25 protein-coding genes, 1 other RNA gene and 6 pseudogenes are annotated in these 24,282 nt (G+C 65.9%); 11 read left to right on the top strand and 21 right to left on the bottom strand.

Translation table 11 applies throughout. The annotated features are described in order from the left end of the window. The first annotated feature begins 22 nt into the window (after positions 1 to 22). A complete protein-coding gene (locus OL239_RS20055) occupies positions 23 to 97 on the top strand; it encodes a 50S ribosomal protein bL37 (protein ID WP_369299106.1) in 75 nt (24 codons plus the stop codon). A 95-nt stretch (positions 98 to 192) separates the two neighbouring features. Here the strand turns inward: OL239_RS20055 and rsrA are convergent, their stop codons facing one another. Together rsrA and OL239_RS06210 are read right to left on the bottom strand one after the other, a co-directional pair. Then, positions 193 to 453, bottom strand: a complete 261-nt coding sequence (gene rsrA / locus OL239_RS06215) for a mycothiol system anti-sigma-R factor (protein WP_229965159.1) — start codon at positions 451 to 453, stop codon at positions 193 to 195. Further along, on the bottom strand, positions 395 to 1,132 hold the full coding sequence (locus OL239_RS06210) for a sigma-70 family RNA polymerase sigma factor (protein WP_268911149.1): 738 nt from the start codon (positions 1,130 to 1,132) through the stop codon (positions 395 to 397). Before OL239_RS06210 ends, rsrA begins: the two co-directional genes overlap by 59 nt. A gap of 361 nt (positions 1,133 to 1,493) precedes the next feature. On the opposite strand from OL239_RS06210, the gene OL239_RS06205 reads away from it, so the two are divergent. The 6 genes from OL239_RS06205 (at position 1,494) to OL239_RS06180 (ending at position 7,553) form a co-directional block, all read left to right on the top strand. Next, entirely contained in the window at positions 1,494 to 2,075 is a 582-nt protein-coding gene (locus tag OL239_RS06205; RefSeq protein ID WP_268911148.1) for a DoxX family protein, read from the top strand. A 39-nt stretch (positions 2,076 to 2,114) separates the two neighbouring features. Next, on the top strand, positions 2,115 to 3,443 hold the full coding sequence (gene aroA / locus OL239_RS06200; protein ID WP_268911681.1) for a 3-phosphoshikimate 1-carboxyvinyltransferase: 1,329 nt from the start codon (positions 2,115 to 2,117) through the stop codon (positions 3,441 to 3,443). Continuing rightward, a complete protein-coding gene (gene rsgA, locus OL239_RS06195; protein ID WP_268911147.1) occupies positions 3,443 to 4,558 on the top strand; it encodes a ribosome small subunit-dependent GTPase A in 1,116 nt (371 codons plus the stop codon). The genes aroA and rsgA overlap by 1 nt, the downstream gene beginning before the upstream one ends. 112 nt (positions 4,559 to 4,670) lie before the next feature. Further along, entirely contained in the window at positions 4,671 to 5,480 is an 810-nt protein-coding gene (hisN, locus tag OL239_RS06190) for a histidinol-phosphatase (protein ID WP_268911146.1), read from the top strand. Positions 5,481 to 5,624: 144 nt separating this feature from the next. Next, entirely contained in the window at positions 5,625 to 6,296 is a 672-nt protein-coding gene (locus OL239_RS06185) for a class I SAM-dependent methyltransferase (protein ID WP_442864231.1), read from the top strand. 147 nt (positions 6,297 to 6,443) lie between these two features. Beyond that, positions 6,444 to 7,553: a carboxylate-amine ligase gene (locus OL239_RS06180; RefSeq protein ID WP_268911145.1), complete on the top strand. Its 1,110-nt coding sequence runs from the start codon at positions 6,444 to 6,446 to the stop codon at positions 7,551 to 7,553. A gap of 202 nt (positions 7,554 to 7,755) precedes the next feature. Here OL239_RS06180 and OL239_RS20050 read toward each other — a convergent pair whose 3' ends face one another. The 3 genes and pseudogenes from OL239_RS20050 to OL239_RS19415 form a co-directional block, all read right to left on the bottom strand. Further along, positions 7,756 to 7,953 carry a DUF2568 domain-containing protein gene (locus OL239_RS20050; protein WP_442864230.1) on the bottom strand — a complete coding sequence of 66 codons (198 nt, stop codon included), beginning with the start codon at positions 7,951 to 7,953 and terminating at the stop codon, positions 7,756 to 7,758. Between the two features lie 138 nt (positions 7,954 to 8,091). After that, entirely contained in the window at positions 8,092 to 9,420 is a 1,329-nt protein-coding gene (locus OL239_RS06175; RefSeq protein ID WP_329609366.1) for an alpha-amylase family glycosyl hydrolase, read from the bottom strand. Positions 9,421 to 9,454: 34 nt separating this feature from the next. Then, positions 9,455 to 9,799: pseudogene (locus tag OL239_RS19415) on the bottom strand (alpha-amylase family glycosyl hydrolase); the annotation flags it as partial. A gap of 260 nt (positions 9,800 to 10,059) precedes the next feature. Here OL239_RS19415 and OL239_RS06170 point away from each other — a divergent pair. Together OL239_RS06170 and OL239_RS06165 are read left to right on the top strand one after the other, a co-directional pair. Continuing rightward, positions 10,060 to 10,551, top strand: coding sequence for a DUF1269 domain-containing protein (locus OL239_RS06170; protein ID WP_268911144.1), 492 nt, complete (start codon positions 10,060 to 10,062; stop codon positions 10,549 to 10,551). Between the two features lie 168 nt (positions 10,552 to 10,719). Next, the gene (locus OL239_RS06165; protein ID WP_268911143.1) at positions 10,720 to 11,115 is read left to right on the top strand and encodes a hypothetical protein; all 396 of its coding nucleotides are present in this window, start codon (positions 10,720 to 10,722) and stop codon (positions 11,113 to 11,115) included. A gap of 55 nt (positions 11,116 to 11,170) precedes the next feature. Here OL239_RS06165 and OL239_RS06160 read toward each other — a convergent pair whose 3' ends face one another. The 8 genes and pseudogenes from OL239_RS06160 to prfB all read right to left on the bottom strand — a co-directional run bounded on the left by OL239_RS06160 (position 11,171) and on the right by prfB (position 17,931). After that, positions 11,171 to 11,806 (bottom strand): uracil-DNA glycosylase, encoded by a 636-nt coding sequence (locus tag OL239_RS06160; RefSeq protein WP_268911142.1) that lies wholly within the window; start codon positions 11,804 to 11,806, stop codon positions 11,171 to 11,173. Between the two features lie 355 nt (positions 11,807 to 12,161). Further along, positions 12,162 to 12,530: a transfer-messenger RNA gene (ssrA, locus tag OL239_RS06155) on the bottom strand. Between the two features lie 205 nt (positions 12,531 to 12,735). Further along, a pseudogene (gene smpB / locus OL239_RS06150) lies at positions 12,736 to 13,194 on the bottom strand (SsrA-binding protein SmpB); the annotation flags it as partial. Between the two features lie 42 nt (positions 13,195 to 13,236). Next, on the bottom strand, positions 13,237 to 14,643 hold the full coding sequence (locus tag OL239_RS06145) for a peptidoglycan DD-metalloendopeptidase family protein (protein WP_268911141.1): 1,407 nt from the start codon (positions 14,641 to 14,643) through the stop codon (positions 13,237 to 13,239). 53 nt (positions 14,644 to 14,696) lie between these two features. Continuing rightward, positions 14,697 to 15,608: a permease-like cell division protein FtsX gene (gene ftsX, locus OL239_RS06140; protein WP_268911140.1), complete on the bottom strand. Its 912-nt coding sequence runs from the start codon at positions 15,606 to 15,608 to the stop codon at positions 14,697 to 14,699. Next, positions 15,605 to 16,392 (bottom strand): annotated as a pseudogene (gene ftsE, locus OL239_RS06135) (cell division ATP-binding protein FtsE). Before ftsE ends, ftsX begins: the two are co-directional and overlap by 4 nt. Before the next feature lie 172 nt (positions 16,393 to 16,564). After that, a pseudogene (locus tag OL239_RS06130) lies at positions 16,565 to 16,804 on the bottom strand (3-hydroxybutyrate dehydrogenase); the annotation flags it as partial. Between the two features lie 9 nt (positions 16,805 to 16,813). Next, a protein-coding gene (gene prfB / locus OL239_RS06125) for a peptide chain release factor 2 (RefSeq protein ID WP_268911139.1) occupies positions 16,814 to 17,931 on the bottom strand; the annotation gives its coding sequence in 2 pieces (ribosomal slippage) (positions 16,814 to 17,526 and positions 17,526 to 17,931; 1,119 coding nt in all). A 181-nt stretch (positions 17,932 to 18,112) separates the two neighbouring features. Here prfB and OL239_RS06120 point away from each other — a divergent pair. Further along, positions 18,113 to 18,235: a hypothetical protein gene (locus OL239_RS06120; protein WP_268911138.1), complete on the top strand. Its 123-nt coding sequence runs from the start codon at positions 18,113 to 18,115 to the stop codon at positions 18,233 to 18,235. Beyond that, positions 18,232 to 18,435 carry a hypothetical protein gene (locus OL239_RS06115; RefSeq protein ID WP_268911137.1) on the top strand — a complete coding sequence of 68 codons (204 nt, stop codon included), beginning with the start codon at positions 18,232 to 18,234 and terminating at the stop codon, positions 18,433 to 18,435. Before OL239_RS06120 ends, OL239_RS06115 begins: the two co-directional genes overlap by 4 nt. Positions 18,436 to 18,447: 12 nt before the next feature. Here OL239_RS06115 and OL239_RS06110 read toward each other — a convergent pair whose 3' ends face one another. The 8 genes and pseudogenes from OL239_RS06110 to OL239_RS06075 form a co-directional block, all read right to left on the bottom strand. Next, positions 18,448 to 18,933, bottom strand: a complete 486-nt coding sequence (locus tag OL239_RS06110) for a pilus assembly protein TadG-related protein (protein ID WP_268911136.1) — start codon at positions 18,931 to 18,933, stop codon at positions 18,448 to 18,450. Further along, positions 18,930 to 19,415 (bottom strand): hypothetical protein, encoded by a 486-nt coding sequence (locus tag OL239_RS06105; RefSeq protein WP_268911135.1) that lies wholly within the window; start codon positions 19,413 to 19,415, stop codon positions 18,930 to 18,932. The genes OL239_RS06110 and OL239_RS06105 overlap by 4 nt, the downstream gene beginning before the upstream one ends. Positions 19,416 to 19,421: 6 nt before the next feature. Then, positions 19,422 to 19,778 (bottom strand): TadE family protein, encoded by a 357-nt coding sequence (locus OL239_RS06100; RefSeq protein WP_442864228.1) that lies wholly within the window; start codon positions 19,776 to 19,778, stop codon positions 19,422 to 19,424. A gap of 20 nt (positions 19,779 to 19,798) precedes the next feature. Beyond that, positions 19,799 to 20,026: a hypothetical protein gene (locus tag OL239_RS06095; protein WP_268911134.1), complete on the bottom strand. Its 228-nt coding sequence runs from the start codon at positions 20,024 to 20,026 to the stop codon at positions 19,799 to 19,801. A 25-nt stretch (positions 20,027 to 20,051) separates the two neighbouring features. Further along, a complete protein-coding gene (locus OL239_RS06090; protein ID WP_268911133.1) occupies positions 20,052 to 20,993 on the bottom strand; it encodes a type II secretion system F family protein in 942 nt (313 codons plus the stop codon). Further along, positions 20,990 to 21,843, bottom strand: a pseudogene (locus OL239_RS06085) (type II secretion system F family protein). The gene OL239_RS06090 and the pseudogene OL239_RS06085 overlap by 4 nt, the downstream one beginning before the upstream one ends. Continuing rightward, positions 21,840 to 23,065 (bottom strand): annotated as a pseudogene (locus OL239_RS06080) (CpaF family protein). The pseudogenes OL239_RS06085 and OL239_RS06080 overlap by 4 nt, the downstream one beginning before the upstream one ends. Before the next feature lie 173 nt (positions 23,066 to 23,238). Beyond that, on the bottom strand, positions 23,239 to 24,216 hold the full coding sequence (locus tag OL239_RS06075; protein WP_268911132.1) for a D-alanyl-D-alanine carboxypeptidase family protein: 978 nt from the start codon (positions 24,214 to 24,216) through the stop codon (positions 23,239 to 23,241). Positions 24,217 to 24,282 lie beyond the last annotated feature (66 nt).

Raw genomic sequence — 24,282 nt, 5'->3', positions numbered from 1 at the left:
CAGCACAACGAAGGAGGCAGCTATGAGCAAGCGTGCACGCAAGCGCCGTGACCGTAAGCGCGGCGGCGCCAACCACGGTAAGCGTCCCAACACGTAAGTCTTGGAGCTAACCGTGTGGCCCACCGCCACTAGGGAAGAACCCCCGGAGCCTCACGGCTGCCGGGGGTTCTTTTTGGTCCGGGTGACCCCGCCCTAGTGGTCGGCGGTCTGGATCTGGCTGATCCGGGCCAGGATGCTGGCCTTGAGGGTCTCCGGTGCGGCTTCGGTGCAGGAACGCTTGACCACGGAGCGGATGACGCACTCAAGGTCATGCTCCTCGGCGCATTCGGGGCACCCGTCCAGGTGCTCCTGGATTTCCACGATGTCGTCGTGGGACAGCGCACCGTCCAGGTATTCATACAGCCGTTCGATGCGGGCATCCTCGCAATCGCCCAGGCTTTGGCAATCGCTCATAGCGTGTTCCCTGTTTCTTGTTCTGGCCGGCACCTGCGGCGGCCGGAGCCGACTTACCGCGGATACCGCGTTCGTGTGCATATTCTGCGAGCAATTCGCGGAGCATTTTCCGGCCCCGGTGAAGGCGTGACATTACGGTTCCGATGGGGGTATTCATGATTTCCGAAATTTCCTTGTACGCAAATCCCTCCACATCGGAGAAATAGACTGCCAATCGGAACTCCTCGGGAATGGACTGCAGCGCATCCTTCACATCCGAATCCGGGAGATGGTCCAGCGCCACGGCTTCGGCGGACCGCAGCCCCGTGGAGCTGTGCTCGGCGGCGCGCGCAAGCTGCCAGTCCTCCACCCCATCCGAATTTGCCTGCAGCGGTTCGCGCTGACGCTTCCGGTACAGGTTGATGTACGTATTCGTCAGGATGCGGTACAGCCAGGCCTTCAGATTGGTACCGGGACGATACTGGTGGAACGCGGAGAACGCTTTGGTGTACGCCTCCTGGACCAGGTCCTCCGCGTCGGAGGGATTACGGGCCATGCGCATGGCCGCGGAGTACAGCTGATCCACGTACTGCATGGCGTCACGCTCAAAACGTCTCTTGCGGGCCTCTTCCGATTCGGAAGCGACATCCAGCTCGGAGTCTTCCACCTGGGGGCTGCCTTCCGGCGCATCAGTTCTCATCAGTTCCAAGTCTACGGTGCGCGGCGGAGTCTTAACTCTGAGCTGAACTGAAGATACTGCTGCGGATGACGTTCCTGTGGCTGCGGCCGCAGGAACGGGCATAACCAAGGCAACTGGCACTGCTTAGTCTCCTCACTGGTTCGCGGACCCCGAAGGCGCCGCCTGTGGAGTCCCGGGACCGGCATTACCCGAGCCGGCGTAAATGCCGTATGTTCTCTCAACGCAGGAGTGAAGAAGCTTATTCCGTCGCCGCATTACGGAACCCGCGGCCCGCCTGAGATGTGCCGGCTCGTTAAAAGTGCCAAACTAGGAGTATTCTGCCCGGGCTATTCCGAGCCCGGACAGCAACCAGGAGGTCAATATGTCAGTTGTCCGTTTGCTCGCCCGCCCGCTGCTCGCCACCGGGTTCATTGCAGCCGGGGTTGACCGCCTGCGTGATGCCGACCAGACAGCCGAGCAGCTGCGTCCAACCCTCAACCGTGTTGGCGGCATGGTCCCGTCCGCATCCGCCGTCAGCGGCAACCCCCAGCTGGTCGCCAAGGTGCTCGGAGCAACTCAGGTTGGAGCCGGCGCACTGCTGGCCCTCGGCAAGCTGCCGCGCCTCTCCGGCGTGCTGCTGGCAGGAACCGCGGTGCTGAATGCCGTTGTCGAGTACAAGAATGCCGACACTGACACCCCGGACGAGCGCAAGGCGCGCCGCGCGGCCCTGCTGAAGAACCTCTCGCTGATCGGTGCTGTCCTGCTGGTCGCAGTCGACACCAACGGCCGCCCCGGACTGGCATGGCGTGCCGGCCACCTGGCCGATGACACCCGCCGCAGTGTTTCCTCACTGGGCAGGGACGCCGGACGCAAGTCGCGGGCGGTCAAGAAGGACGCCGCCAAGCAGCTGAAGAAGGCCAACCGCACCGTCCGCACCACCACCGCCGGCATTGTGGGTTCCTAGCCAGATGTCTTTCCCCGCTGAACCGCAGACAGTCTCTCCCTGGCCCGCCCCCGGGTCACCGGTCCGCTGGACGCCGAGGTCCGCATCCCGGGTTCCAAATCCCTCACCAACCGGTATTTGGTCCTCGCAGCGCTGGCCGACGGACCCAGCCGGCTCCGGGCTCCCCTTCACTCGCGTGACACCGCGCTCATGGTTGCCTCCCTGAGGGCGCTGGGCGCCGAGGTGCGGGAAATCGACGGCGACGGCGCCTTCGGTCCGGACCTTGAGGTCCGTCCGCTGGAAACGGGCAGCATCTCCGAGGCCAGGATCGACTGCGGTTTGGCGGGAACGGTTATGCGGTTCGTGCCGCCGCTGGCCGCCATGAAGAACGGCTCCACCGCCTTTGACGGCGATCCGCATGCGCGCCTGCGCCCCATGTCCGCGACCATCGCCGCGCTGCGGGGGCTGGGCGTCGCAGTGGACGACGGCGGCACTGGCTCCCTTCCGTTCACCGTGGGCGGGACCGGCCAGGTTGCCGGCGGTCGGCTGGAAATAGACGCGGGGGCATCCTCGCAGTTTGTTTCCGCCCTGTTGTTGGCAGGAGCGCGCTTCCGGGATGGCCTCCACCTGGTTCATACCGGCTCACACGTGCCCAGCCGCGAGCACATCGCCATGACGGCGGCTGTCCTGCGCGGCGCCGGCGTTCATGTGGATGACTCAGTGCCGAACGAGTGGAGGGTTGCTCCGGGGCCGATCCGGGCGTTCGACGTGAGAATCGAACCGGACCTTTCCAACGCCGGCCCCTTCCTGGCGGCTGCGCTGGTGGCCGGCGGCACCGTCCGGATGGCCGGCTGGCCCGAACGGACCACCCAGGTTGGAGACCGGTGGCGGCAGATCCTGCCGCGTCTGGGCGGCAGCGTGACGCTGTCCGACGGCATCCTTACGGTCACCGGCACCGGACGCGTCACCGGAGCCGAGCTCGCCGACACCGGTGAGCTCGCCCCCACCGTCGCCGCCCTGTGTGCCATGGCGGACTCACCGTCGGTTCTCACCGGCATAGCCCACCTCCGCGGCCATGAAACTGACCGGCTCGCTGCCCTGACGGCGGAAATCAACCGGCTGGGCGGGGACGCCGAGGAAACGCCCGACGGTCTGGCCATCCGCCCGGCGTCCCTCCACGGCGGCGTCTTCGAAACGTATGCGGACCACCGAATGGCAACTGCGGGAGCGCTGATCGGGCTGGCCGTGCCCGGTGTCGACGTCCAGGACATCGGCACGACCGCCAAAACGCTGCCCGAATTCCCGCAGCTGTGGCAGGAACTGGCAGCCACGGCATCCGCCGCCCCGGCGCCCGCCGGGGGTACGGCAACGGACGGGGGCATCCGCTGATGCCACGCTCCACCGGCAGCTGGGATGAATCGGACGTCCGGATCCGCCCCAACAAAAAGGGCTCCCGTCCCCGGACCAAGGACCGCCCTGCCTACGACGATGCCGTGACCGGACGAATCATCACGGTCGACCGCGGCCGCTACACCGCCGTCGTGGACGAGAACACCCCCGGCGAACGCATCGTCACCGCAGCGCGGGCCCGGGAGCTGCGCCGAAACCCGGTGGTGGCAGGAGACCTCGTATCGCTGGTCGGGGACGTTTCCGGCGGACCGGACACCCTGGCCCGCCTCGTGCGCATTCAGGACCGCCGGACCCTGCTGCGCCGCAGTGCCGACGACACCGACCCGGTGGAACGCGCCGTCGTCGCCAATGCCGACCAGCTGGTCATCGTCGTGGCGGCGGCGAATCCGGAGCCCCGCACCGGCTTTATCGACCGCGCCCTCGTCGCTGCCTACGACGCCGGCATCTCCCCGCTGCTCTGCATCACCAAAGCGGACATCAAGGACCCGGCCGAGCTGCTGGCGAACTATGAGCACCTGGACCTTGACGTCATCATCAGCCGCACCGCGGCCGACGATGTGTCCGGCATAGATGCCCGGTCCGATGACGGACTGTCAGCCCGGCTGCAGGGGAACGCCGTGCAGCAGCTGCACAGCCACCTGAAGGGCCGGGTTTCGGTCCTCGTGGGCCACTCCGGCGTCGGCAAGTCCACGCTGGTGAACGCCCTGACCGGTTCCGACCGCGCCACCGGCGGCGTTAACGCTGTCACCGGGCGCGGACGGCACACCTCCTCCTCGGCGCTGGCCCTGAAGGTCCTGGACGCTCCTCCCGGCAGCTGGATCATCGACACCCCCGGCATCCGGTCCTTCGGCCTGGCCCATGTGGACCCCGACCGGATCCTGCAGGCCTTCCCGGATCTGGCACCGGGCACTGAAGCCTGCGAACGCGGCTGCCGGCACGATGACCAGGCCCGGGACTGCGGACTGGATTCGTGGGTGGAGTCGGGACGGGCCGGAGCGGCGGGCCGGGCACGGCTGGCGTCCCTGCGGAGGCTGCTCAGCTCCGGGACACGGACCGAAAACCGCGCCTCGGCCAAGGAACTGGGCGCGCAGTGAGGCGCGCAGTAACTGCTCCGGCTTCCCGGAACCGGCCTCAACCGGCGCCGCACCGGGCCCTGAGCCGTCCAATCGCGGGCAGCGCCCGCCGAATAAGGATAAGTTGAACAGTATGCCGTTCGCTCAGAACTACAACGATGACCTGCGACTCGCCCACGTCATGGCCGATTCCGTGGATGACCAGACCATGTCGCGCTTCAAGGCCCTGGATCTCAAGGTCGAGACGAAACCGGACCTGACCCCCGTGACCGACGCGGACAAGGCTGCCGAGGACGCCATCCGCGGGCAGCTCTCCCGTGCCCGGCCGCGCGACGCCGTCCTCGGTGAGGAATTCGGCTCCACCGGCAACGGCCCCCGCCGCTGGGTCATCGATCCCATCGACGGCACCAAGAACTTTATCCGCGGCGTTCCCGTCTGGGCCACGCTGATCTCACTGGTCGACGACGGCGTCCCCGTCCTCGGTGTGGTCAGCGCCCCTGCGCTGGGCAAGCGGTGGTGGGCCGCGACCGGCACCGGCGCCTACATGGGACGGTCTCTGGCCGCCGCCACCCGGCTCAGGGTGTCCAACGTTTCCAGTCTCTCCGATGCCTCCCTGTCCTACTCCAGCCTCGGCGGCTGGAAGGACCGCGGCAACTTCGACGAGTTCATCGGGCTGACCGAGTCGGTCTGGCGCACCCGCGCCTTCGGTGACTTCTGGTCCTACTGCATGGTCGCAGAAGGAGCCGTGGACATTGCCTGCGAGCCGGAGCTGAACCTGTACGACATGGCTGCTCTGGTTCCGATCATCACCGAAGCCGGGGGCCGCTTCACCTCCCTCGAAGGCGAGGACGGCCCGTTCGGCGGCAATGCGCTCGCCACCAACGGTGCCCTGCACAGCGAAGTGCTCGCCAAACTGAACCCGGGTCTGGACGACCTGCTCTGAGCATGACTGGAGCAACACCGGGCCCGCGGCTCGAGGCGGAGCGGCGCCGGGAGCTGGCACGCAGCTATGAAGCCGGGGGCGAACACTACGACCGCATTCGTCCGGGCTATCCCCCGGAAGCTGTCCACTGGCTTTTTACGGGCAGTGACGGCAACGGGCCGGGAGCCCGGCGCCCGCGTAGCCGATATCGGTGCCGGAACCGGCAAGTACACCCGTTCCCTGCTCTCCGCGGGATACCGTCCCACCGCCGTCGACCCCTCCGCCGACATGCTCCGGCAGCTGCAGCATGCACTGCCCGGGGTGCCCGTGAAGGTGGGAACGGCGGAAGCGACCGGGCTGACGGCGTCGTCCATGGACGCTGTCACCGTCGCCCAGGCGTGGCACTGGTGCGACCCCCTCGCCGCCAGTGCGGAGCTTGCCCGGATCCTGCGGCCGGGCGGATTTCTGGGGCTCGTATGGAACCAGCTGGACGTAAGTGTCCCGTGGGTCCACCGCTATTCCCGCATCATCCACGCCGGTGACGTCCTGCGGCCGAATTTTCGTCCGGTGACCGGCCCCGAGTTTGTGCCGGATGCATCCTCCGTCACGCCTTGGTCCCAGCCAATGACCTGCGGGGACCTGGTGGAACTGGCGAAGTCCCGGTCCTACTACCTCTCCGCGGCCGAGCCCGTGCGCCGCAGGGTCCTGGCCAATCTTGACTGGTATCTCTTTGAACATTTGGGCCACCGTCCCGGCGAACCGGTCGAGCTTCCCTACCTGACCCTGTCCTGGCGAATGCTGCCCGCAGGGGCTCCGGGCCGGCGCAGCCGCCCGTAACCGGACGCGCCTGTCCCTCGGACTGCTACCGGGGTACCGGGCCGCGGCACTACCTGTCCCGCCGGCTCCGACGCATGTACTCTGGGGCTTCGCCCTCAGGGCCTGATCCATATCAACTGATGCTCTGCTGCGGAACAGGGGTACTACGTGGTCACCTTCGGTATCGAAGAGGAATTCCTGCTTACGGGTCCGAACGGCACAGCGCCGAGCACCCGGGCCGCCGAGGTCATCAGTGCCCTGACCCCCGGTGACGGCAGAAGCTTCACGAGTCCCGCCGAATTCCTGGCCTGCCAGGTGGAAAGCACCACGCCCATCTGTACCGAGCCGGAGGAAGCACTGGTTTCCCTGCTCGACTTCCGCGGCCGCCTGGCTGCTGCCTCGGCCGAGGCGGGACTTGCCGCCGCTCCCACCGGCGCCGCTCCCCTGGCCGCGCCGGGGCCTGCGCTCGTCAGCGGCACGCTGCGCTACCAGCAGATGAGCCAGATGGCGGGCGGCGTCGGAGACGAACAGTATGTGAACGGAACGCATGTCCATGTCGCGGTTCCCAGCAGGGAAGAGGGGGTCCAGGTCTTGAACCGGCTGCGCCCCTGGCTGGCCACGCTGGCAGCGGTCAGCGCCAATTCCCCCTACTGGCTGGGACGGGACAGCAGGTTCGCAAGCTGGCGGATCATCCACTACCGCCGCTGGTCGGTACAGGGCTTTCCGCCGTTTTTCCGGGACGCAGCGGACTACGAGGCCCGGATTGCGCGTCTCACGGCCACCGACGTCGTTCTGGATCCGGGGCACATCGGCTGGATCGCCCGCCTGTCCAACAACTTTCCCACTGTGGAAGTCCGGGTGGCCGATGCCCAGCTGGAGGCCAGGGAGTCGGTCCTGCTGGCCCTGATGATCCGCGGGCTGGTGACCACGCTGCTGGCTGAAACCGCCGCCGATCCGGAAGGCAGCCCCGGCGACCTGGCTGATCCGGAGCTGCTGGATGCGGGTCTGTGGCAGGCAGCACGCTTCGGCCTGGCCGGGAACCTGCTGGACCACGGCCCCGGGGGCGGTCCCGGCCGGACGGCGGCGGACCAGGTGGGTGCCCTGCTGGAGTACGTCCGCCCCGCCTTGGAAGAATCCGGCGACTATCCATACGTTAGGACCGGCATCGCGCATGTCTTGTCGGCAGGGACCGGCGCCCACCGGCAGCGGGAAGCCGTGCGCCGCGCCGGATTTGCCGGTCTCGGGCCGCTGTTTGCGCGCTCGCTAACCGCCCAGTGAGCCGGCTGCTCAGTGTCCCGGCCGCTCAGCTACTGGGCGGCTCAGGTAGCTCAACGTTTGGCGCGCCGGCCGGCCGGCCGGGCGGGTGCCGCCACGGCGGGGTAACCGGAGGCGAAATCCCACACCAGGTTTGCGGCGGCTGCCGCAGCCATCAGAAGCGCGGGGACGGGGAGTCCGCTCACCATCAGTGCGCCGGCACCCGCTAAGAAGGCCCCGGCTGCGACCAGTGGCAGTGCCGGCCACGGCAGGCGGTTTTTGCCCGCGGCGCCATCAGCACTCCCCACAGCAACACGCCGGCGGCCAGCGCCGCGACCGCTGCAACGGCTGCGTACCGCGGGAAAGCCGTAATGGCGCCGTATGCCACGGCGAAAAGGAGTGCCGTTTCCAGGGCGAAGGCCAAAACCTGCCGCAGGACCGCGGACCCTGTCCTGCGCGGAGGGCCGGCAGGAGCCGGTCCGGAGGCCCGGCCCGGCGCATATTCTCTCTGTCACAGCAGCAACTTTAGCCCCAGCTGTGGAGAAACCCGCGAAGAAACGGCCTAGCCGTCCTCATACGTTGAGATATCGACGATCCGCGCTTCCCAGGGGCGCAGACGGTGCGGGTTCCCCGGATCACCGTAGTTGCCCAGGATCAGATCGCCCGAGCCCAGGTTTGCGGGAAGTTCCAGGTCCTCGCCGGATACGTTGCCGGTTATCAGGGACTGCTGGTCTCCGCGGCTGCGGCGGAAGGCGTAGAGCACCGGATGCTCGGCGTCGAGCAGGTGAAAATCCCCCAGCGCCACGACGGCAGACTCGTGCCGGAGGCGAATCAGCTTTTGGTAGTACCGGTAGACGGACCGCTCCGAGGCGCGGTCGTTGTCAGCATTGATGTCCGGATAATTAGAGTTGACCGGAATCCAGGGCGTGCCGGCCGTGAATCCGGCGTTGGGGCCGTCCGACCACTGCATGGGAGTGCGGGCGTTGTCCCGGCTCATCGCCCGCAGCGCCTGCAGAGCCGTTTCCCGGTCGAATCCGCGGCTGAGCGCATCGGCATAAAAGTTCAGCGATTCCACGTCCCGGTAGTCGTCGATCCGGGTAAAGCCGGCGCTGGTCATGCCCAGCTCCTCGCCCTGGAAAACATATGGCGTCCCCCGGTGCAGGTGCAGCAGGGTGGCCCACAGTGTTGCGGATTCGTAGCGGTATGCGCCGTCGTCGCCGAACCGGGACACGTGCCGCGGCTGGTCATGATTGCTCAAGTACAGGCTGTTCCATCCGGTTGCCGCCAACCCGCGCTGCCAGCGGTTCCAGCTGGTCTTCAGGTCGCGCAGGTCCAGGTCATGGTAATCCCATTTGTTCCCCGGACGCTGGTCCAGGCTGACATGTTCGAACTGGAAGACCATGTCCAGTTCGGCCCGGTGCGGATCGGTGAACAGCAGCGCCTGGTCCACGGTCGCGCCCGGTGTCTCCCCCACCGTCAACGAATTTCCGGTCCGGTTCCCGAAGACGGCCCGGTGCATTTCCTGCAGGAACTCATGATTCCGGGGACCCGAGGTAAAGTACGGCGCGCCGTCGCCCCACACGCCTCCGGCTTCGACCACGCCGTCGGGCAGCGACGGGTCCTTGGAGATGAAATTAATGACATCCATCCGGAAGCCGTCGACGCCCCGGTCCATCCACCAGTTCATCATGGTGTGGACGGCGGCCCGCACCCGAGGATTCTCCCAGTTGAGGTCCGGCTGCTGCGGAGTGAAGAGATGCAGGTAATACTGTTCCGTCACGGGATCGTAGGTCCAGGCGGAACCGCCGAAATGGGAACCCCAGTTGTTGGGTTCCGCCCTGGCTCTCCGGGGCGAACCCGGGGCGGGGGTCCCGCCACCAATAGGAATCACGCTCCGCACTGCTCCGGCTTGCCGCCGACCTGCGGAATCCTTCGTGCTCGCTGGAGGTGTGGTTTACCACGAGGTCCATGATGAGCTTCATGCCGCGGGAATGGATACCGTCCAGGAGGGCATCGAAATCGGCCTCGGAGCCGTACATCGAATCTATGCGGCGGTAGTTACTGATGTCGTAACCGTTGTCATACTGCGGCGACTCGTGGACCGGCGACAGCCAGATCACGTCCACGCCCAGTTCCGAGAGGTAGTCCAGCTTCTGCGTGATCCCGGCCAAATCACCGGTGCCGTTGCCGGTGCTGTCGGCAAAGCTGCGGGGATAAATCTGGTAGACGACTGCGTTGGTCCACCACGCCGGCCGATCGGGATCGCTCATGGCGGCACCTCTCCCTAAACCCCCCGTAACCCCCGTCCGGCCGCCGGGCTATTGCCGCAGGCTGCATGCGCAGGTCCGAGCATTCTACGTCGATTCCCTGCCCGCGGACAGGGGCAGCGCGGACGAAGCAACCAGTCCTGCCCGGGTCCCCGGGTTTCCTTGTAGCCCGCTTTGTACGGTCATTAGTGTGGGCGCTACTTCCGCAGATCGGTCCCACCGTGCGGACATTTTCTGGATTCCGACCCTTTGGAGACAAAGCCATGGCAACATTGACCGTATGGAAATTCCCGGACTCGGGTGCTGCTGAGCAGGCAACCGACACCCTCTCCAGCCTGCAGTCGCAGGGCCTCATCAATGTGCAGGATTCGGCCATCGTGACATGGCCGCAGGATAAGAAGAAGCCCCGCACCATTCAGGAACACCACCTCGTGGGAGCCGGAGCCCTCGGCGGCGGATTCTGGGGACTTTTGTTCGGCCTGATTTTCTTTGTTCCGCTGATCGGGCTGGTGGTGGGCGCTGCGGTCGGCGCCCTGTCCGCTTCCATGGTTGACGTGGGCATCGACGATAACTTCATCAAACAGGTTCGGGCAGAAGTTACGCCGGGCACATCGGCATTGTTCGTGCTGTCCACGGATGCCGTCGAGGACCGCGTCCTGGACACGTTCCGCAGCAGCTTCCCCGATGCCTCGCTCATTGCGACCAACCTCTCCAAGGAACAGGAATCGAACCTGCGCCAGGCATTCGCTGACTGAGTTTGCGTGCTGCTGCCGCGGGCGTCTGCCGGCGGGGCCTACCGCGGCTAACCGGAGGCCGGACCGTCACCGCGGTCCGGCCTCCGGTGCGTGGCCGCAGGGCCGGTGGTGCGTGGCCGCAGGGCCGGGTCATGAAAGAGGCTGTCCGGTCCCGTATCGTTAATGGCGATGATTACCAGACGCCAGGCTGCCCTAGCCCTAGATATCCCCGTTGAAATGGCCGCCCGCCACGGCATTCCAGCCCGCCTGCCCGAGGAGGAGCTCGCAGATCTGCAGGCGAATCCACCGCAGTGGCTGGTACAGTCCCGGGCCAACCGCACGGGAAAACGGCCGGTTTGGGTGGAGCTGAAGTGCATTGTTTGCGGCTACCACGAAAAGTCCCGCCCCAAGAAGTGGTGGCCCGCCTTCGCGTATCTGGCCTGTGCGGACCACCCCCTCGCCGACCTGCCGGACCCGGCGCCCGGACTCATCCGCGGCGAGTATGACGGCATTGGGACCCGGTTTATTGGTTATGTGGAAGTGCCTGCCGCTGAACGTCCGGCCGGCGCCGCCGACTGGATGTAGCCGGCCCGGACAGGCAAGCCGGGCACCTGCGCGGTGCCCGGCTTTTGTTCGCCGCCTAGCTGCCGGGAAGGGCCAGCCCGGTCCGGGCCATGGCATCCTTGTAGGCAATCCGCATGGTCGCAAGGCCTTCTTCCTGCCGCTCCGCCGTGGCGCCGAACGCCCGGCCGTCAACTGAGCGCGCCTTGTAAATCTTGAAGCTGCGGCGGTAGATCATGCGGTTTTCCGTCTTCAGAAAGGCAGCACAAAGCCGCTGTGCTTCCGTGCCGTGCGCGACGATCACTGACGCACGGGGCACCAACGCCAGGAAGCGCAGCAGCGGCTTGAGGCCTTCCTGGATCTGTTCCTTGGTGAGCTTGCCGTTGGGTTCCCCGGGAACAAACCAGGGGTAGGTGTTCCAGGGCATGACATATTCGGGACGCAGTCCCACCTGCCAGTGGACGCCGAGCAGGCGGGCGACGGCGTCGTCATCGCCGGCGGTAATGAAGCCGGACTTGTGGGCGGTGCCAATGTTGGAGAACAGGCTCACAATGCGGGTCTCTCCCACGTCGTGCATTGGGTCGACGTAGGGCACCTCAGTACCGGGCTTCAAGGCCTTGAGCGAATCACAGAGCTGATTTACTTCAGCAACGTTGTCATCGTAGCGGCGGTTCCAGAGTTCTTCGGACTGTATTCCGGGGTCCAGGCTTTGCATAAAGTGGTGCGTCTCCTACAGGGGTCTTTTCGACCGGTTATAGCTCGTGTGCCCGAACGGAGCGCGTACGGGCGGGTGCTGCCGAGCCGCAGCGCCGGCGCGCGCGTGTCCGCGGAACCGCCGGCAGCGGCAGGCCGAATGCACTGCCTTACGATCAGTTTTCCGACTCCTGCAAGTCTAGCAATTCCTGTTGCCCGCCCCTCTCCGCTCCCACGCACAAAGCGCCCAAAACCGGTGGCGTGTGACCAACAACTCCTGTGCGCGTACATTCCCCCGGGGCAAATAAAAAAGCAGGAAAAGTTGCCGGCACTGTTACGGTGCGGAAACTTTTCCTGCTTTTTTCGGGATGTTGTTGCTGTGGAGATGGGGGAATTGAACCCCCGTCCGATGTCGTGTTGTCAGGGCTTCTCCGGGCGCAGTCTGCGGTGGATTTTCTTGGCCCCAGCTGTCATGCAGACAAGCAGCTGATCCGGGCCCAGCCGTTTAAGAGTCCCGAACACGCCAACGGCGGGCGTGTTCAGCAGTGGCCCTCTAAATGACGCCAGGATCCGGGACGAGAGCATTCCCGGGCTGACGGACTATGCCCGCTGCTTAGGCAGCGAGAGCGAAGTCAGTGCGCTTTGAATCGGCACTTATTGTTTTGCAAGGAGCGTTTACGAGATAACCCTGCATCCTCGGCCCGCTTCACCTGTCTCGACTAACACCGTCGAAACCTGTCATCCCCTGGTGGGTGTGAGTACCCTGTGCAGTTATCAACCAGCCGGAACAATCCTGCTGGAACCACCACCGGCCCTCAAGCCGGTTCGTTAATCATAGCCCATTGGCACGTCAACGGTGGTTACCGCCCGGGCCCAGCTGGTTCCGGGCCGGGAACCTCTTCCACCCCAGACTGCAGCGCCCGGAAGATACCGCTCATTAGGCGCCCCGGTTTTCTCCCGCATTGCGCGCAGTGCTTCCCTGTTGTCCTGTTTTTCCCTCAGGGTCTGGCGCTTGTCGTAGTCGCGCTTGCCGCGGGCCACGGCTATCTCCACCTTGGCCCGCCCGTCCAGGAAATACAGTTGAAGCGGAACAATGGTGAACCCGGATTCCCGGGTTTTCTGCAGGATCTTGTCCAGCTGTTCCCGGTGCAGCAGCAGCTTCCTGCGGCGGCGGGCCGAATGGTTGGTCCAGCTGCCGTTGAGGTACTCGGGGATATAGGCGGCTTCAAGCCACAGCTCGTTGTTGTAGAACGTGCCGAACCCGTCCACCAGGGATGCCCGGCCCTCACGCAGCGACTTAACTTCGGTTCCCATCAAAACCATGCCGGCTTCATAGGTGTCGAGGATTTCGTAGTTGTGCCGGGCCTTGCGGTTGGTGGCCACTACCTTACGGCCACTTTCTTTGGGCACGGTGCAACTCCTTTTCGATGAGCGGAAAACTCTATTGTAGGCCTACAACAGCCCCATCGGGTCAACCATGGCACCGTTCAGGACGGTCTCGAAGTGCAGGTGGCAGCCGGTGGAATTACCGGTGGTCCCGACGTAGCCGATGAGCTGGCCGGCGTTAACCCACTGGCCGACGGACACCACGTAACTCGTCAGGTGGTAGTAGTTGGTTGCGAGGGCGCTGTTTCCGATGACACCGTGGTTGAGAACCACGCGGTTTCCGGTCCCAATCATTCCGTCGGGCTGACCCTGGTCGGCCCGCCACACTTCACCGGACGCCGGGGCGTAAACGGGCGTTCCGCAGCTGGCACCGAAATCGATGCCCGAGTGAAGGTATCCGCCGGTACCAAAGAAGTCGATACTTCCCGGCGGGGTCGCCCGCCAGCCGAAGCCCGAGGAGATCGGTGCCTGAACGGGAAGGCTCAAGCCAAACGCCGAGGGATTGGTGGGCGTTGTGGGCGGAACCGCGGGGGCGGGCGCCGGGCGGTTGTTTCGAGCCGCCTCTTCAGCCGCTCGGCGGTTCTCCTCGGCAATCCGTGCTTCTTCTTCCTTGCGTGCCTGCTCAAGCAGGACACGCTGGCGTTCAGCAATGTCGGCGGTTACCTTGGCTTTTGCCGTTTCCAGCGAGGCGAGCTGTGCCTGGATGACGGGTTTGCGCGCTTCCAGCGCCTCGTTTGCCGCAGCAGTCTGCTCGATCAAAGTGTCGACTTTGGCCTTTTCGGCGGCAGCCGCGTCGCGGGCTTCCTGCTCCAGCTGGAGCGCGGCTTCCGCCTGCTCCCTGAGGCTGGAAATCTCTTCCTCGACGGCGGCCAGCCGCGCTTCGGAGTTCACGTTTGTTGCGCTCTGCTGGGACAGTTCCTGCATGGCGGCGTTCTGGCCGCGCAGCACCTGTTCCGCCAAGCCCATGGAGTCGGTGAGGCTGTCGGCGCCGTCGGCACCCAGGATCAGCGAGAAACTTGAGGGTACGCCCCCGCTCTTGTACGCCTGTGCCGCGATCTGCCCGATCACCTCCTGCGTGTCTTCCATGGCTGCCTGGTCCTGCGCGATCTGCTCCGTGATCGTGCTGCGCGTCTCCTGTGCCAGCGCCACGCGGCCGTTCAGGGCCGCAACCTTGCCAGCGGCCGCGGAAACCCGGCCTTCGGCGTCGGTCAGGGCCTGCTGCGCCCCCGGCAGCTGCTGCTGGTAAACCGCCAGCTCGGCGACTTTCCGGCTGGTTTCAGCATCAAGGTACTCGTAGGTTTCCTGCACCTTCTGCTGCTCAGTCTCGATGGCGGCCTTGCGGTCGTCGAGTTCATCGGCAGCAGCGGTTCCGCTGAATGCAAGGGTCAGCGTCAGCATCGCCGAAGCGACCACGCCAATCACAGTTTTGCGCTGGGCAGGCTTCAGCGCCTGCCGCGGATGAGCGCTAACCATTGATGGAACCGTCCATGGAGTTTGTCAGCTTTCTTTCCGGAGTTTGCAACACTCTAAACCTTTAAGTACCTTCGGAGCGTCAGCAGCGAGGAAATGCCTGCCAAAAGCGCACCAACAACGAGTAGAACAGGGCTCAGTACCAGTACCTGCTGGGCGCTGATGAACGCAGTTGCCGGGTAGGCCTTGGCCAGGGCACCAATGAAGAAATGTGCCACCGCCCACAGCGTACCCGATGCCAGGACGGCGCCGATGACCGCGGCGATCACGCCTTCCAGCACGAACGGAAGCTGGATCACCACCTTGGAAGCTCCGACCAGGCGCATAATGCCTGTTTCGCGCCTGCGGCTAAAGGCCGAGAGCCGGATGGTGGTGGCAATCAGCAGAATGGCGCAGACCAGCATCACGCCGGCAATGATCAGTGCAATCAGCGACGCCATGTTCATAAAGGAGAAGACTTTCTCCAGGAGTTCGCGCTGGTCGCTGACAGTTTCCACTCCGGGCATGGAGGAAAATGCTTCGTTAATTACCTCGTACTTTTCCGGGTCCACCAGGGACACACGGAAGGACTCCGGCAGCTGGTCCGCCGTCACCGAATCGACCAGCGGGGAATTGGCAAACTGATCCCGGAAGTGCCCCAGCGCCGTTTCCTGGTCCTCGTAGTCCACGGAAGCAACGTACTGGGCGAAGGCCGGGGATTCGAGCTCTTCTTCGATGGCCGTGCGCTGTTCGTCCGTCACCGGGCCGGAGGCACAGGACGGAGTGGTCGAGGAGTCCACGCACAGGAAAACCGCCACCTGCACCTTGTCGTACCAGTACCCCTTCATCTGGCCGATCTGCAGCTGCAGGAGCCCGGCAGCACCCACGAAGGTGAGCGATACGAAGGTAACGAGAATGACCGAGACCACCATGGACAGGTTCCTGCGGATACCCGAACCGATTTCCCCCAGGACGAATGCAAGCCTCATTTGGCTGCCCCCGTCCCGGCGGAGCCGTTCCCGCCGTCCGGCTCTTCGGTGCCGGGACCATCGGTATCCTGCCGGACGATGCTCACCTGCCGCGTCTCCGGGGCGCCCAGATAAATGCCTTCGCGTTCATCGCGGATAATCTTTCCGTGGTGCAGCTCCACCACGCGTTTGCGCATCTCGTTGACGATATCGTCGTCGTGCGTGGCCATCACCACGGTGGTGCCGTTTTGGTTGATCCGGTCCAGGACCTTCATGATCCCCAGCGAGGTGGTGGGGTCCAGGTTTCCGGTGGGTTCATCAGCAAGCAATATGCCCGGCTTGTTGACGATCGCGCGGGCAATGGCCACGCGCTGCTGCTCGCCGCCGGAAAGCTCGTGGGGCAAACGGTTGTCCTTGCCTTCCAGTCCAACAGTCTTGAGGACTTCGGGCACCGAGTCGCGGATGACGGCCCGGCTCCGGCCAATCACCTGCATGGCAAACGCCACGTTGGCAAAAACTGTCTTGTTAGGCAGCAGGCGGAAGTCCTGGAAAACGACGCCGATTCCGCGCCGCAGGCGCGGCACGCGCCAGCTCGGGATCTTGGCGACGTTGGAGCCAGCAACATACACGGTCCCGCGGGATGCGTGCTCCTCCTTGAGGATAAGCCGGATAAAGTGGACTTCCCCGATCCGGACGCACCAACCAGGAACACGAACTCTCCGCGGTCAACTTCAAGGTTGACGGAGTTCAGGGCGGGCCGGGAAGTGCGGTCATAGACCTTGGTGACGTTGTCGAAAGTGATCATGTCTGCTTAGCGCCCGTCGGTGCGGCCGGAAGACGGGCCTTGGTTCGGGATAAGGGCGCCGGCTGTTCGACTATATCGGCGGTTCTACCCGAAGGTCCCGATTCCGGCCGGTGTGTCGCCCCCGCCCCGCATCCTCCGGGGCCCCTGCTCCGGACCCCGGCCGGGTCCGCCGTTACCGCGCGGACCAGCCCCCGTCCAGCGTGTACGACGCGCCGGTGGCCATTCCGGCGTCGCCGCCTGCGGGCCATGCGGCCAGGGATGCAGCTTCCTGAGGTTCCACAAGCCGCTTGACCGTCCCTTGAGGGCGGTGACCTTGGACAACCCCTCAGGACCGTGTTTGGCGCTCACGCAGGCACTTGAACGCGGATGCGCGCAGCCTGTGAACGCTGGAAATGTTGATGCACCCAAAGCCGGGGCCGGGTCATTTCCGTGCAGACACGCTGCCGTTGGCCCGCCAGCGGATACCGGCGTCGATGAAGTCGTCAATCTCGCCGTCGAACACCGCGGAGGTGTTGCCCACCTCATGTTCAGTGCGCAGGTCCTTGACCATTTGGTACGGGTTCAGCACGTAAGACCGCATTTGGTCACCCCACGACGCCTTCACGTCGCCGGCGAACGCCTTCTTCTCGGCGTCTTCCTGTTCCTTCTTTAACAGCAGCAGGCGCGACTGCAGCACCCGCATTGCCGCCGCCCGGTTTTGCAGCTGCGATTTCTCGTTCTGCATGGAGACGACGGTGCCGGTGGGAAGGTGGGTCAGGCGCACGGCGGAGTCAGTGGTGTTCACCGACTGCCCGCCGGGGCCGGAAGAACGGAAAACGTCCACCCGAATGTCGTTGTCGGGAATGTCAATGTGGTCGGTCGCCTCGATCAACGGAATAACCTCGACGGCGGCAAACGACGTCTGGCGGCGGCCCTGGTTATCGAACGGGCTGATGCGCACCAGCCGGTGTGTGCCGGCCTCGACCACCAGGGTTCCGAAAGCATAGGGAGCCTTCACTTCGAAGGTGGCCGATTTCAGGCCCGCTTCCTCCGCATAGGAGGTGTCCAGCACCGTGGTGGGGTATCCATGGCGTTCCGCCCAGCGCAAATACATGCGCAGCAGCATCTCAGCGAAGTCCGCGGCATCCACTCCCCGGCTCCGGACCGGATCGTTACGACGGCTTCGCGCTCGTCGTACTCGCCGGAGAGCAGCGTGACCACCTCAAGCTGGGACAGGGAGGCGCGGAGGGACTCCAGCTCAACCGCGGCTTCAGCCTTGGACTCCGCGTCCGCCTCGTCCTGCGCCAGCTCGACAAGGACCTCGAGGTCGTCGATGCGGGACTCCAGCTTCTCCAGCCGTTCCAGCGCGGTTTGCCTGTGGGAGAGCTTGGAGGTGATCTTCTGCGCCTCCGCCGGGTCGTCCCACAGGTCGGGAACCCCCGCCATTTCACTGAGCTCTGCGATGTCCTCTTTGATCGCCGCTACATCGGAGACCTGCTCGATGGACGCGAATGTGGACCTGAGGGCGCGGATCTCCGCGGGAAAATCAATTTCAGCCATGGTGTTTACAGCCTACGCCATGTGCCTGCGGCGGCGCTGTGTACGACTGCCGGTCCGTTCCGGTTGCGCCGGTATGGCATATTGCACAGACCGGCCTGCCGTTTCCGGAATTCGCCTCCTTCGGACGTATCTTGGTTCTGTCAGTGAGCAGTTCCGCACGACCCCGCAGGAGGAGCCGACTGTGAGCACCAGGAAAGCTGAAGAACCAACTGCACCGGCGCCCGTCCGCCACCCGGAATCCGGGCGCAAATACACTTTGGATGAGCTCGAAACCCTGGCCGCCGAAGGTGACCCTGGGCCATGACCAAGACGGATGAGTGGGACCTGCATTTCGCCAACGAGTATGCGGCGTCCGTCAAGGACCGCTGCCCCGACCCGGACTGCGAACTCTTCGGCGAACCTGCCACGCTGTGTTACGGCGGGGACGGCTGCCTGCTGGACATCGACCACGACGGATGGGGCCACCCGCCGGCTGCCGCCGGGGAACAGGCCCGGGCGTCCTGACCCGCCGCCCGGCTACTGGCTGAGCCGTGCCCGGGCCTCGGCCACGACGGTGATCGGGATTCCGCCCGGCACCAGGAAGTTCACCAGCGGCGGATGAACGACGCCGGTGAGCACCACGCGGGCGGTGCGCCCGTCTGCGGTGCCGGTTTCGGCAGCGACGGCCAGGCCGGGCAGGCGTTCAGCGGCATTCGTTACCGAAAGGTACCGGTTCACCTCCGACTGCACTGCTCCGGGATCCAGTACTGCGGCCGGTCCTCCGGCGGGATCCCCCGACTGGCCCAGCGAGAAGGTGTCCGCGGCGGCGAGGGCGGCGGCGTCCGCCGTCGACAGCAGTTTTTTATGCCCCAGGTACAGCGCGGATGCGCCCATCACCACAGTGAGCACCAGCAGGCTTACCAACAGGTAGCCGAGGATAAGCACCCCGATTTGCCCTTCTTCGCCGCGGGCCGCGGACCGCAGGCGGGTGCCCGGCGGTGCCGTGCCTCCCTGCCCGCTCATCCGTAACGCTCCACGATCTGGGTGGAAACGGCATCAACGGTAACCGGGGCAAAGCCCGGCCCCGGAAGGCCGGAGCCGAGCGGCAGCGGAACGTCGAAGCTCACCAACGCAGTCACCGTCGTACCGGGGGCCAGGCACTGCGCGGAACAGGAAATATCCAGCAGCAGCCCCGCCGGTTCGAATCCAAAGTCGGCAAAGGCCAGCTCGGCGGCGGTTCTTGCCTGCTGCTCGCCGGCGACGGGGTCGCCCGCAGCGGCGTACACTTTCGCCGCCGACTCGGCCGCACCTGTGGCGGCGAAAGCAGCGCCCTGCACCTGGCCCGCCATCACGATGAGGTAGATGACGGGTACCAGCAGCAGCAGACCCAGGAAGATGAACTCCACCACGGCGCTGCCGTCCTCGGAACCGGCCGCCTCTCCGCCGCTGCCCGCAGCGGCGCCGTCAGCCGGCGGACCCGGCGTCCGCGTAGCCAAAGACCCCATGACCGGTCACCTCCAATCCGCCGCTGGGCCCCAGGAACCCCACCACCGGCAGGGCGCCCGCACCGTGACCTTGAGCATCCGCACGCCGCCCTCGGTGGTCTCCGAGACGGACACATCCTCGGCCAGCGAATCGGCGAGCGCCACGCGGATGAGATCGGCGGCGCGTTCGGCACCGTCCTCCGGGGTGCGGTCCGCGAGGGTGCCGTAGCGGGCGCCGGAAGCAGCGGCGTCGATCAGGGTGTTGCGCACGTGCAGCACGAGCGCCAGTTGAATGATGCTCAGGAAGAGCAGCGTGGCCAGCGCTCCAACCAGCACGAAGTCCACCACCGCCGATCCGGTGTCCCGCCTTTCCGCGCGGGGCACGGCACGGCGGCGCCGGCCACTCAGGTGTTGGTGACCATGTCCATCGCGTTTTCGAACATATCGACGAGTGCACCCCGGGCCAGGCCAAGGATCAGGGCGACGAGGGTCGCCGACATCAGGGTGATCATCACCCACCCCGGCACGTCGCCTCGTTCGCGGTCCCCGTCCTGCACGGTTTGGGTCAGCCGGACGATCAGCGCCGTGCCGAGCAGCAGCAGGAGCCGTTTCGGTGCGTTGAGGATGCGCATGTGAAGTTCCTTTCATTGGAGGGTCCTAGAGTCCAATTCCCAGCAGCGAGATGCCGGGAAAGATGGAGAAGAGCACGGTCAGCGGAAGGACGCCGAAGACAAGGGGAACCATCATGGCGATCTCCTTCTTTCCGGCGCTCTCCAACAGTTCGCGTTTAGCCAGGTCGCGGACGTCCTGGGACTGTGCCCGCATGACATCGGCCAGGGGTGTGCCGCGTTCGATCGCCACCGTCAGCCCGTCGACGAACCGGGACAGGGGCGCCAGCCGGACGCGGTCGGAGAAGTGCTGCAGGGCGTTCGTCAGCGGAATGCCGGAGCGGGTTTCGGCGAGGATCCGTCCAAACTCGCCGGCAAGCTCCCCGTGTGCCGTCCGGGCAATGCGTTCCAGGGCGCCGTTGGCACTTTCGCCGGCCCCCACCGCGAGCGCCATCATTTCCGCCAGGCTGGGGAATTCGGCGAGCATCCGCGTTTCGCGGTTCTTGATTTGCGAGCTCAGCCGGTAATCCCGCAGCACAAATCCCAGGGCTGCCCCCAGGACCGTGCCCGCGATGACTCCGACGACCCCGGTCCTGTCCATGCCGGCCATCCAGACGGAGACCACGCCGCCGGCCAGAAAGCCGCCGCCGGTCCACAGGACCTGTTCCGCACGGAAATCCAGGACGGATAGGTTCCGCCCGGCGCGCTCCAGCCGGCGCTGCAGATCACGGGTGGCGGGATTGAGTTTGTTCAACCGCCGGACGGCCAGGTGCAGGGCCGGCCGCAGGATGCGTTCCAGCGGGCCGAACGGGGTCAGGTCGTCTGCCGGCGCCGAAAGCAGCCTCGACCCGTGGCCGCCGTTCCGCAGCTGCGGCCCGATGCGCTCACTGAAGGTGACCGGCCGCAGCGGTGGCAGCCGCAGGGCGGCGAACCAGGCGGAGGCACCCAGGGCAAGGCCGCAGCAGACGGCGAGGAACCACGGCGCTGTCACCGCAGGACCCGTTCCTCTTCGGGCAGGGCACCGATGCGCAGCATCAGCCGGTAGCACACCACCGAAACCACGATCCCCGCCACCAGCACGGTCGCTCCGGCTGCGGAGTTGTAAGCGCTGATGGCTTCGGGCCGAGTGGCCAGGAGCATCAGAACGATCCAGGGGGCGGCCACTGCCAGGCGGGCGGCGTTGACCGTCCAGGACTGGCGGGCCAGCAGTTCGCTGCGGGTCCTGGCGTTGTCCCTGAGGAACTGGTTGAGGGTTCCCAGCAGCCGGCCCAGGTCCGATCCCCCGACTTCGCGGGTCAGGCGCAGCGCTTCAACGATCCGGTCCGCGACGGGGTCGGCTAAATTGGCTTTCAGCCGGGTCAGGGATGAGTCGAATTGGCCGCCCGCCCGGTAGTCGGCGGCGAACTCACGGAACGGCGGCCTCAGTTCCTCGGGCCCGTTCTCGCCAAGCTGGATGAGGGCCTCGGGCAGGAGAGTCCCGCCCGAATGGCGGACCGCAGGTGATCCACTGCGTCCGGCCACAGCTCGGCCCGCGAGCTGCGCTGCTTGCGGGCCTGCCAGCGAACCAGGGCCAGCGGAATCCCGGCGCCGAAAAGGCCAAAACATGCGGCCACCGGCACCGCACCGGTTCCGGCCAGGACCAGTACCGCAACCAGGAGTCCGGCCGACCCACTGGCGGCAATGACGGCACGCGGGGTGACCCGCTGGATACCTGCCTGCAGCAGTTCGTCCTCCAGCCGGCTGCTGCGGGGCTTACGGGCGGCGGGCGGCGGCACCGCCCAGCAGGACCGCCACACCAGGAACAGTCCGAGTCCCAGAAGCAGCCCCGCGGCGGCGCTCACGGCTGCACCTCAAGGAGTTCCGCCACATTAAACCCTGCCCGGGCGAATTTTTCCGGCGCCGGCATGGAAGCGGCCGTGAGTTCGAGCCGCCCGTCAGTCCGCTGGAAAATGGACGAGGATTCAATGATCCCGTTCTCGACGCGGCTGCCCAGCGCCATGATCTCCATGACCTGGCGTTTGCCGGCGGCATTCCGGGCGCAGTGGATCACCAGGTCAATGCAGGAAGCAACGGTGGGAACCACAAAGGCACTGGAAATGTTGTCACCGGCCAGGAGCGGCAGGGTACAGATCTTGGTGACGGCGTCATGTGCACTGTTGGCGTGCACGCTGCACATGCCGGGAAGACCCGAATTCAGCGCAATAAGCATGTCCAGGCTCTCCGCCTCCCGGACTTCGCCCACGATCAGCCGGTCCGGACGCATTCGGAGGGCTTCCTTGACCAGCCGCCGCAACGGTATTTCCCCCATGCCCTCGAGATTGGACTGCCGGCACTGCAGCCCCACCACGTCACGCAGCGGCAGCTGCAGTTCGAAGATTTCCTCGACGGTGACCACCCGTTCGCGCGGCCCGATTGATGCCCCGAGGCAGTTCAGCATGGTGGTTTTTCCCGCCTGGGTGGCTCCCGAAACCAGGACGTTCAGGCCGCTGGCCACAGCGGCGCCCAGGAACCGGGCCGCCTGCGGAGTCAGGGTTCCGAGTTCCACCAAATGCTCCAGCCGGCTGGCGCGGGCAATGAACTTTCGAATGTTGACCGCCCAGTGGCGCCGGGTGATATCCGGAATGACAACGTGCAGCCGGGAGCCGTCCGGCAGCGAGGCATCGACGAAGGGCGATGACAAATCCAGCCGGCGGCCCGAGCTCTTCAGCATCCGCTCCACCAGATCCCGGACCTGGTCCGGGAAAGCACCAGGGACGTCAGCTCGGACCGACCGTCGCGGGCGGCATAGATTTCCGTGGGGGAATTGATCCACACTTCCTCCACTGTGGGGTCATCGAGCAGCGGCTGCAGGTCGCCGAAGCCTGCCACGGCATCGAAGACCCGGCGCCGGGCCTGCTCCAGCACACCCAGGGGCGGCAGAGAGCCCAGGAGGGAGCGCTCGTCGTAATCCGTGACCGCATCCGCAACCAGCCGGCGGACTTCCGCAAGCTGGCTTCCGGGGTCCAGGCCGCGGACACGGATCAGTTCCCGTACCTCATCCTCAACGATTGCAACCGCATCCACAGCTGGCCCCCGGGTTCAGCACGGCAGGGCTGGTGGTTACGCCCGGCCGCGAGACTGGCGCGGCCCGGATCGGGCCACGGCGAACAGACTAGGAGGGCACGTGGTCTTTTGCGAGAGTAGCTCCCGGGTATGTGGATAACCGGGTAGCCCTACTTACAGGGTGCGCGCGGGGGTCAGTAGTCCGCCGCGGGCGGCAGGCCCAGGTGCTCCTCCAGCGTGGCGGACTGGTGCTTCTGCATGCTGCGGGCCAGGTCGGTGCCCACAAACCGCAGGTGCCACGGCTCGTACGCGTATCCCGTTGTGCCTGACGCGCCGTCCGGATAGCGGATGATGAACCCGAAGCGATAGGCGTTTTCGGCGGCCCAGGTCCCCGCCGCGGTATCCGCGAAGCAGCCTTGGAGGGTGCAGGCACCGTCAGGGGCGGCGATATCCACGGCGAGGCCGGTCTGGTGTTCACTGTGTCCGGGGCGTGCGGAGATCGTGTCCGCGGCTGCCTGCCCGTACCGGCCGGTGTAGCCCGCGTAAAGCTGCGCCTGGCTTTCATGGGAGCGGTAACCGCTGACGGCGGCCAGCGCGGCGCCGTCACCTGCGGCCGCTTCCCTCAGCATCTCAAAGGACGCAGCCGCAGCCCGCCGCAGCTGCAGTCCGTCCACACTCACCAGGTCTTCCGGAACGTAGGCCACGGGATCCAGCGGCCGTTGTTTGTTGACGACGACGGCGGTGCCCGCCGGGTCGTCGATGTCCAGGCGGACGGTTACCTCACCGGCCTTCGACCGGGTGACGGTGCCCCGTTCAAACTGCTGGGTGCAGGTCCCTTCCCGGCACGCCTGTGCATCGAGCGGGTAGCCAAGGGCCCCGGCTTCCGCTCCGTGGTCCCGCCAGGCGGAGCGGATTGCGCCGCGGACCGGTTCGGCGCCGGTGCGCGGCGAGTACACCATGGAACCGTACCGGTGGTCGCGGGAGCAGCCGCCGTCGCGCAGCCCGCAGGTGCGGGAACCGACGGGTGCGCCCAGCGTTGTGGATGCGTCGATGAACGCATTTCCTGAAGCGTCGTCGTCCGCGTGAGCCGTTCCTGCAACGGCAGCGCTTCCTGCCACGATGGCCAGCGCCGTCAGCAGCGACCGCGCGGCAAGGGATCCAACGGTGCGCACGCTCCTCCTTGGAAAGTCACCCGGGCCTACCCCGGGGGCCGTCATCCGACGGCCGGGCGCCCGCCT

Origin of the sequence: Arthrobacter sp. ATA002 (assembly GCF_026898095.1) — a bacterium.
GTDB lineage: Bacteria > Actinomycetota > Actinomycetes > Actinomycetales > Micrococcaceae > Arthrobacter_B.
This window is presented reverse-complemented; position numbering and strand designations above follow the sequence as displayed.

What these genes read in the sequence shown, in the direction of transcription:
- rsrA (WP_229965159.1), bottom strand. Translation starts at nt 453, where the DNA reads ATGAGCGATTGCCAAAGCCTGGGCGATTGCGAGGATGCCCGCATCGAA.
- OL239_RS06210 (WP_268911149.1), bottom strand. Translation starts at nt 1,132, where the DNA reads ATGAGAACTGATGCGCCGGAAGGCAGCCCCCAGGTGGAAGACTCCGAG.
- OL239_RS06205 (WP_268911148.1), top strand. Translation starts at nt 1,494, where the DNA reads ATGTCAGTTGTCCGTTTGCTCGCCCGCCCGCTGCTCGCCACCGGGTTC.
- rsgA (WP_268911147.1), top strand. Translation starts at nt 3,443, where the DNA reads ATGCCACGCTCCACCGGCAGCTGGGATGAATCGGACGTCCGGATCCGC.
- hisN (WP_268911146.1), top strand. Translation starts at nt 4,671, where the DNA reads ATGCCGTTCGCTCAGAACTACAACGATGACCTGCGACTCGCCCACGTC.
- OL239_RS06170 (WP_268911144.1), top strand. Translation starts at nt 10,060, where the DNA reads ATGGCAACATTGACCGTATGGAAATTCCCGGACTCGGGTGCTGCTGAG.
- OL239_RS06165 (WP_268911143.1), top strand. Translation starts at nt 10,720, where the DNA reads ATGATTACCAGACGCCAGGCTGCCCTAGCCCTAGATATCCCCGTTGAA.
- OL239_RS06160 (WP_268911142.1), bottom strand. Translation starts at nt 11,806, where the DNA reads ATGCAAAGCCTGGACCCCGGAATACAGTCCGAAGAACTCTGGAACCGC.
- OL239_RS06145 (WP_268911141.1), bottom strand. Translation starts at nt 14,643, where the DNA reads ATGGTTAGCGCTCATCCGCGGCAGGCGCTGAAGCCTGCCCAGCGCAAA.
- ftsX (WP_268911140.1), bottom strand. Translation starts at nt 15,608, where the DNA reads ATGAGGCTTGCATTCGTCCTGGGGGAAATCGGTTCGGGTATCCGCAGG.
- OL239_RS06115 (WP_268911137.1), top strand. Translation starts at nt 18,232, where the DNA reads ATGACCAAGACGGATGAGTGGGACCTGCATTTCGCCAACGAGTATGCG.
- OL239_RS06110 (WP_268911136.1), bottom strand. Translation starts at nt 18,933, where the DNA reads ATGAGCGGGCAGGGAGGCACGGCACCGCCGGGCACCCGCCTGCGGTCC.
- OL239_RS06105 (WP_268911135.1), bottom strand. Translation starts at nt 19,415, where the DNA reads ATGGGGTCTTTGGCTACGCGGACGCCGGGTCCGCCGGCTGACGGCGCC.
- OL239_RS06095 (WP_268911134.1), bottom strand. Translation starts at nt 20,026, where the DNA reads ATGCGCATCCTCAACGCACCGAAACGGCTCCTGCTGCTGCTCGGCACG.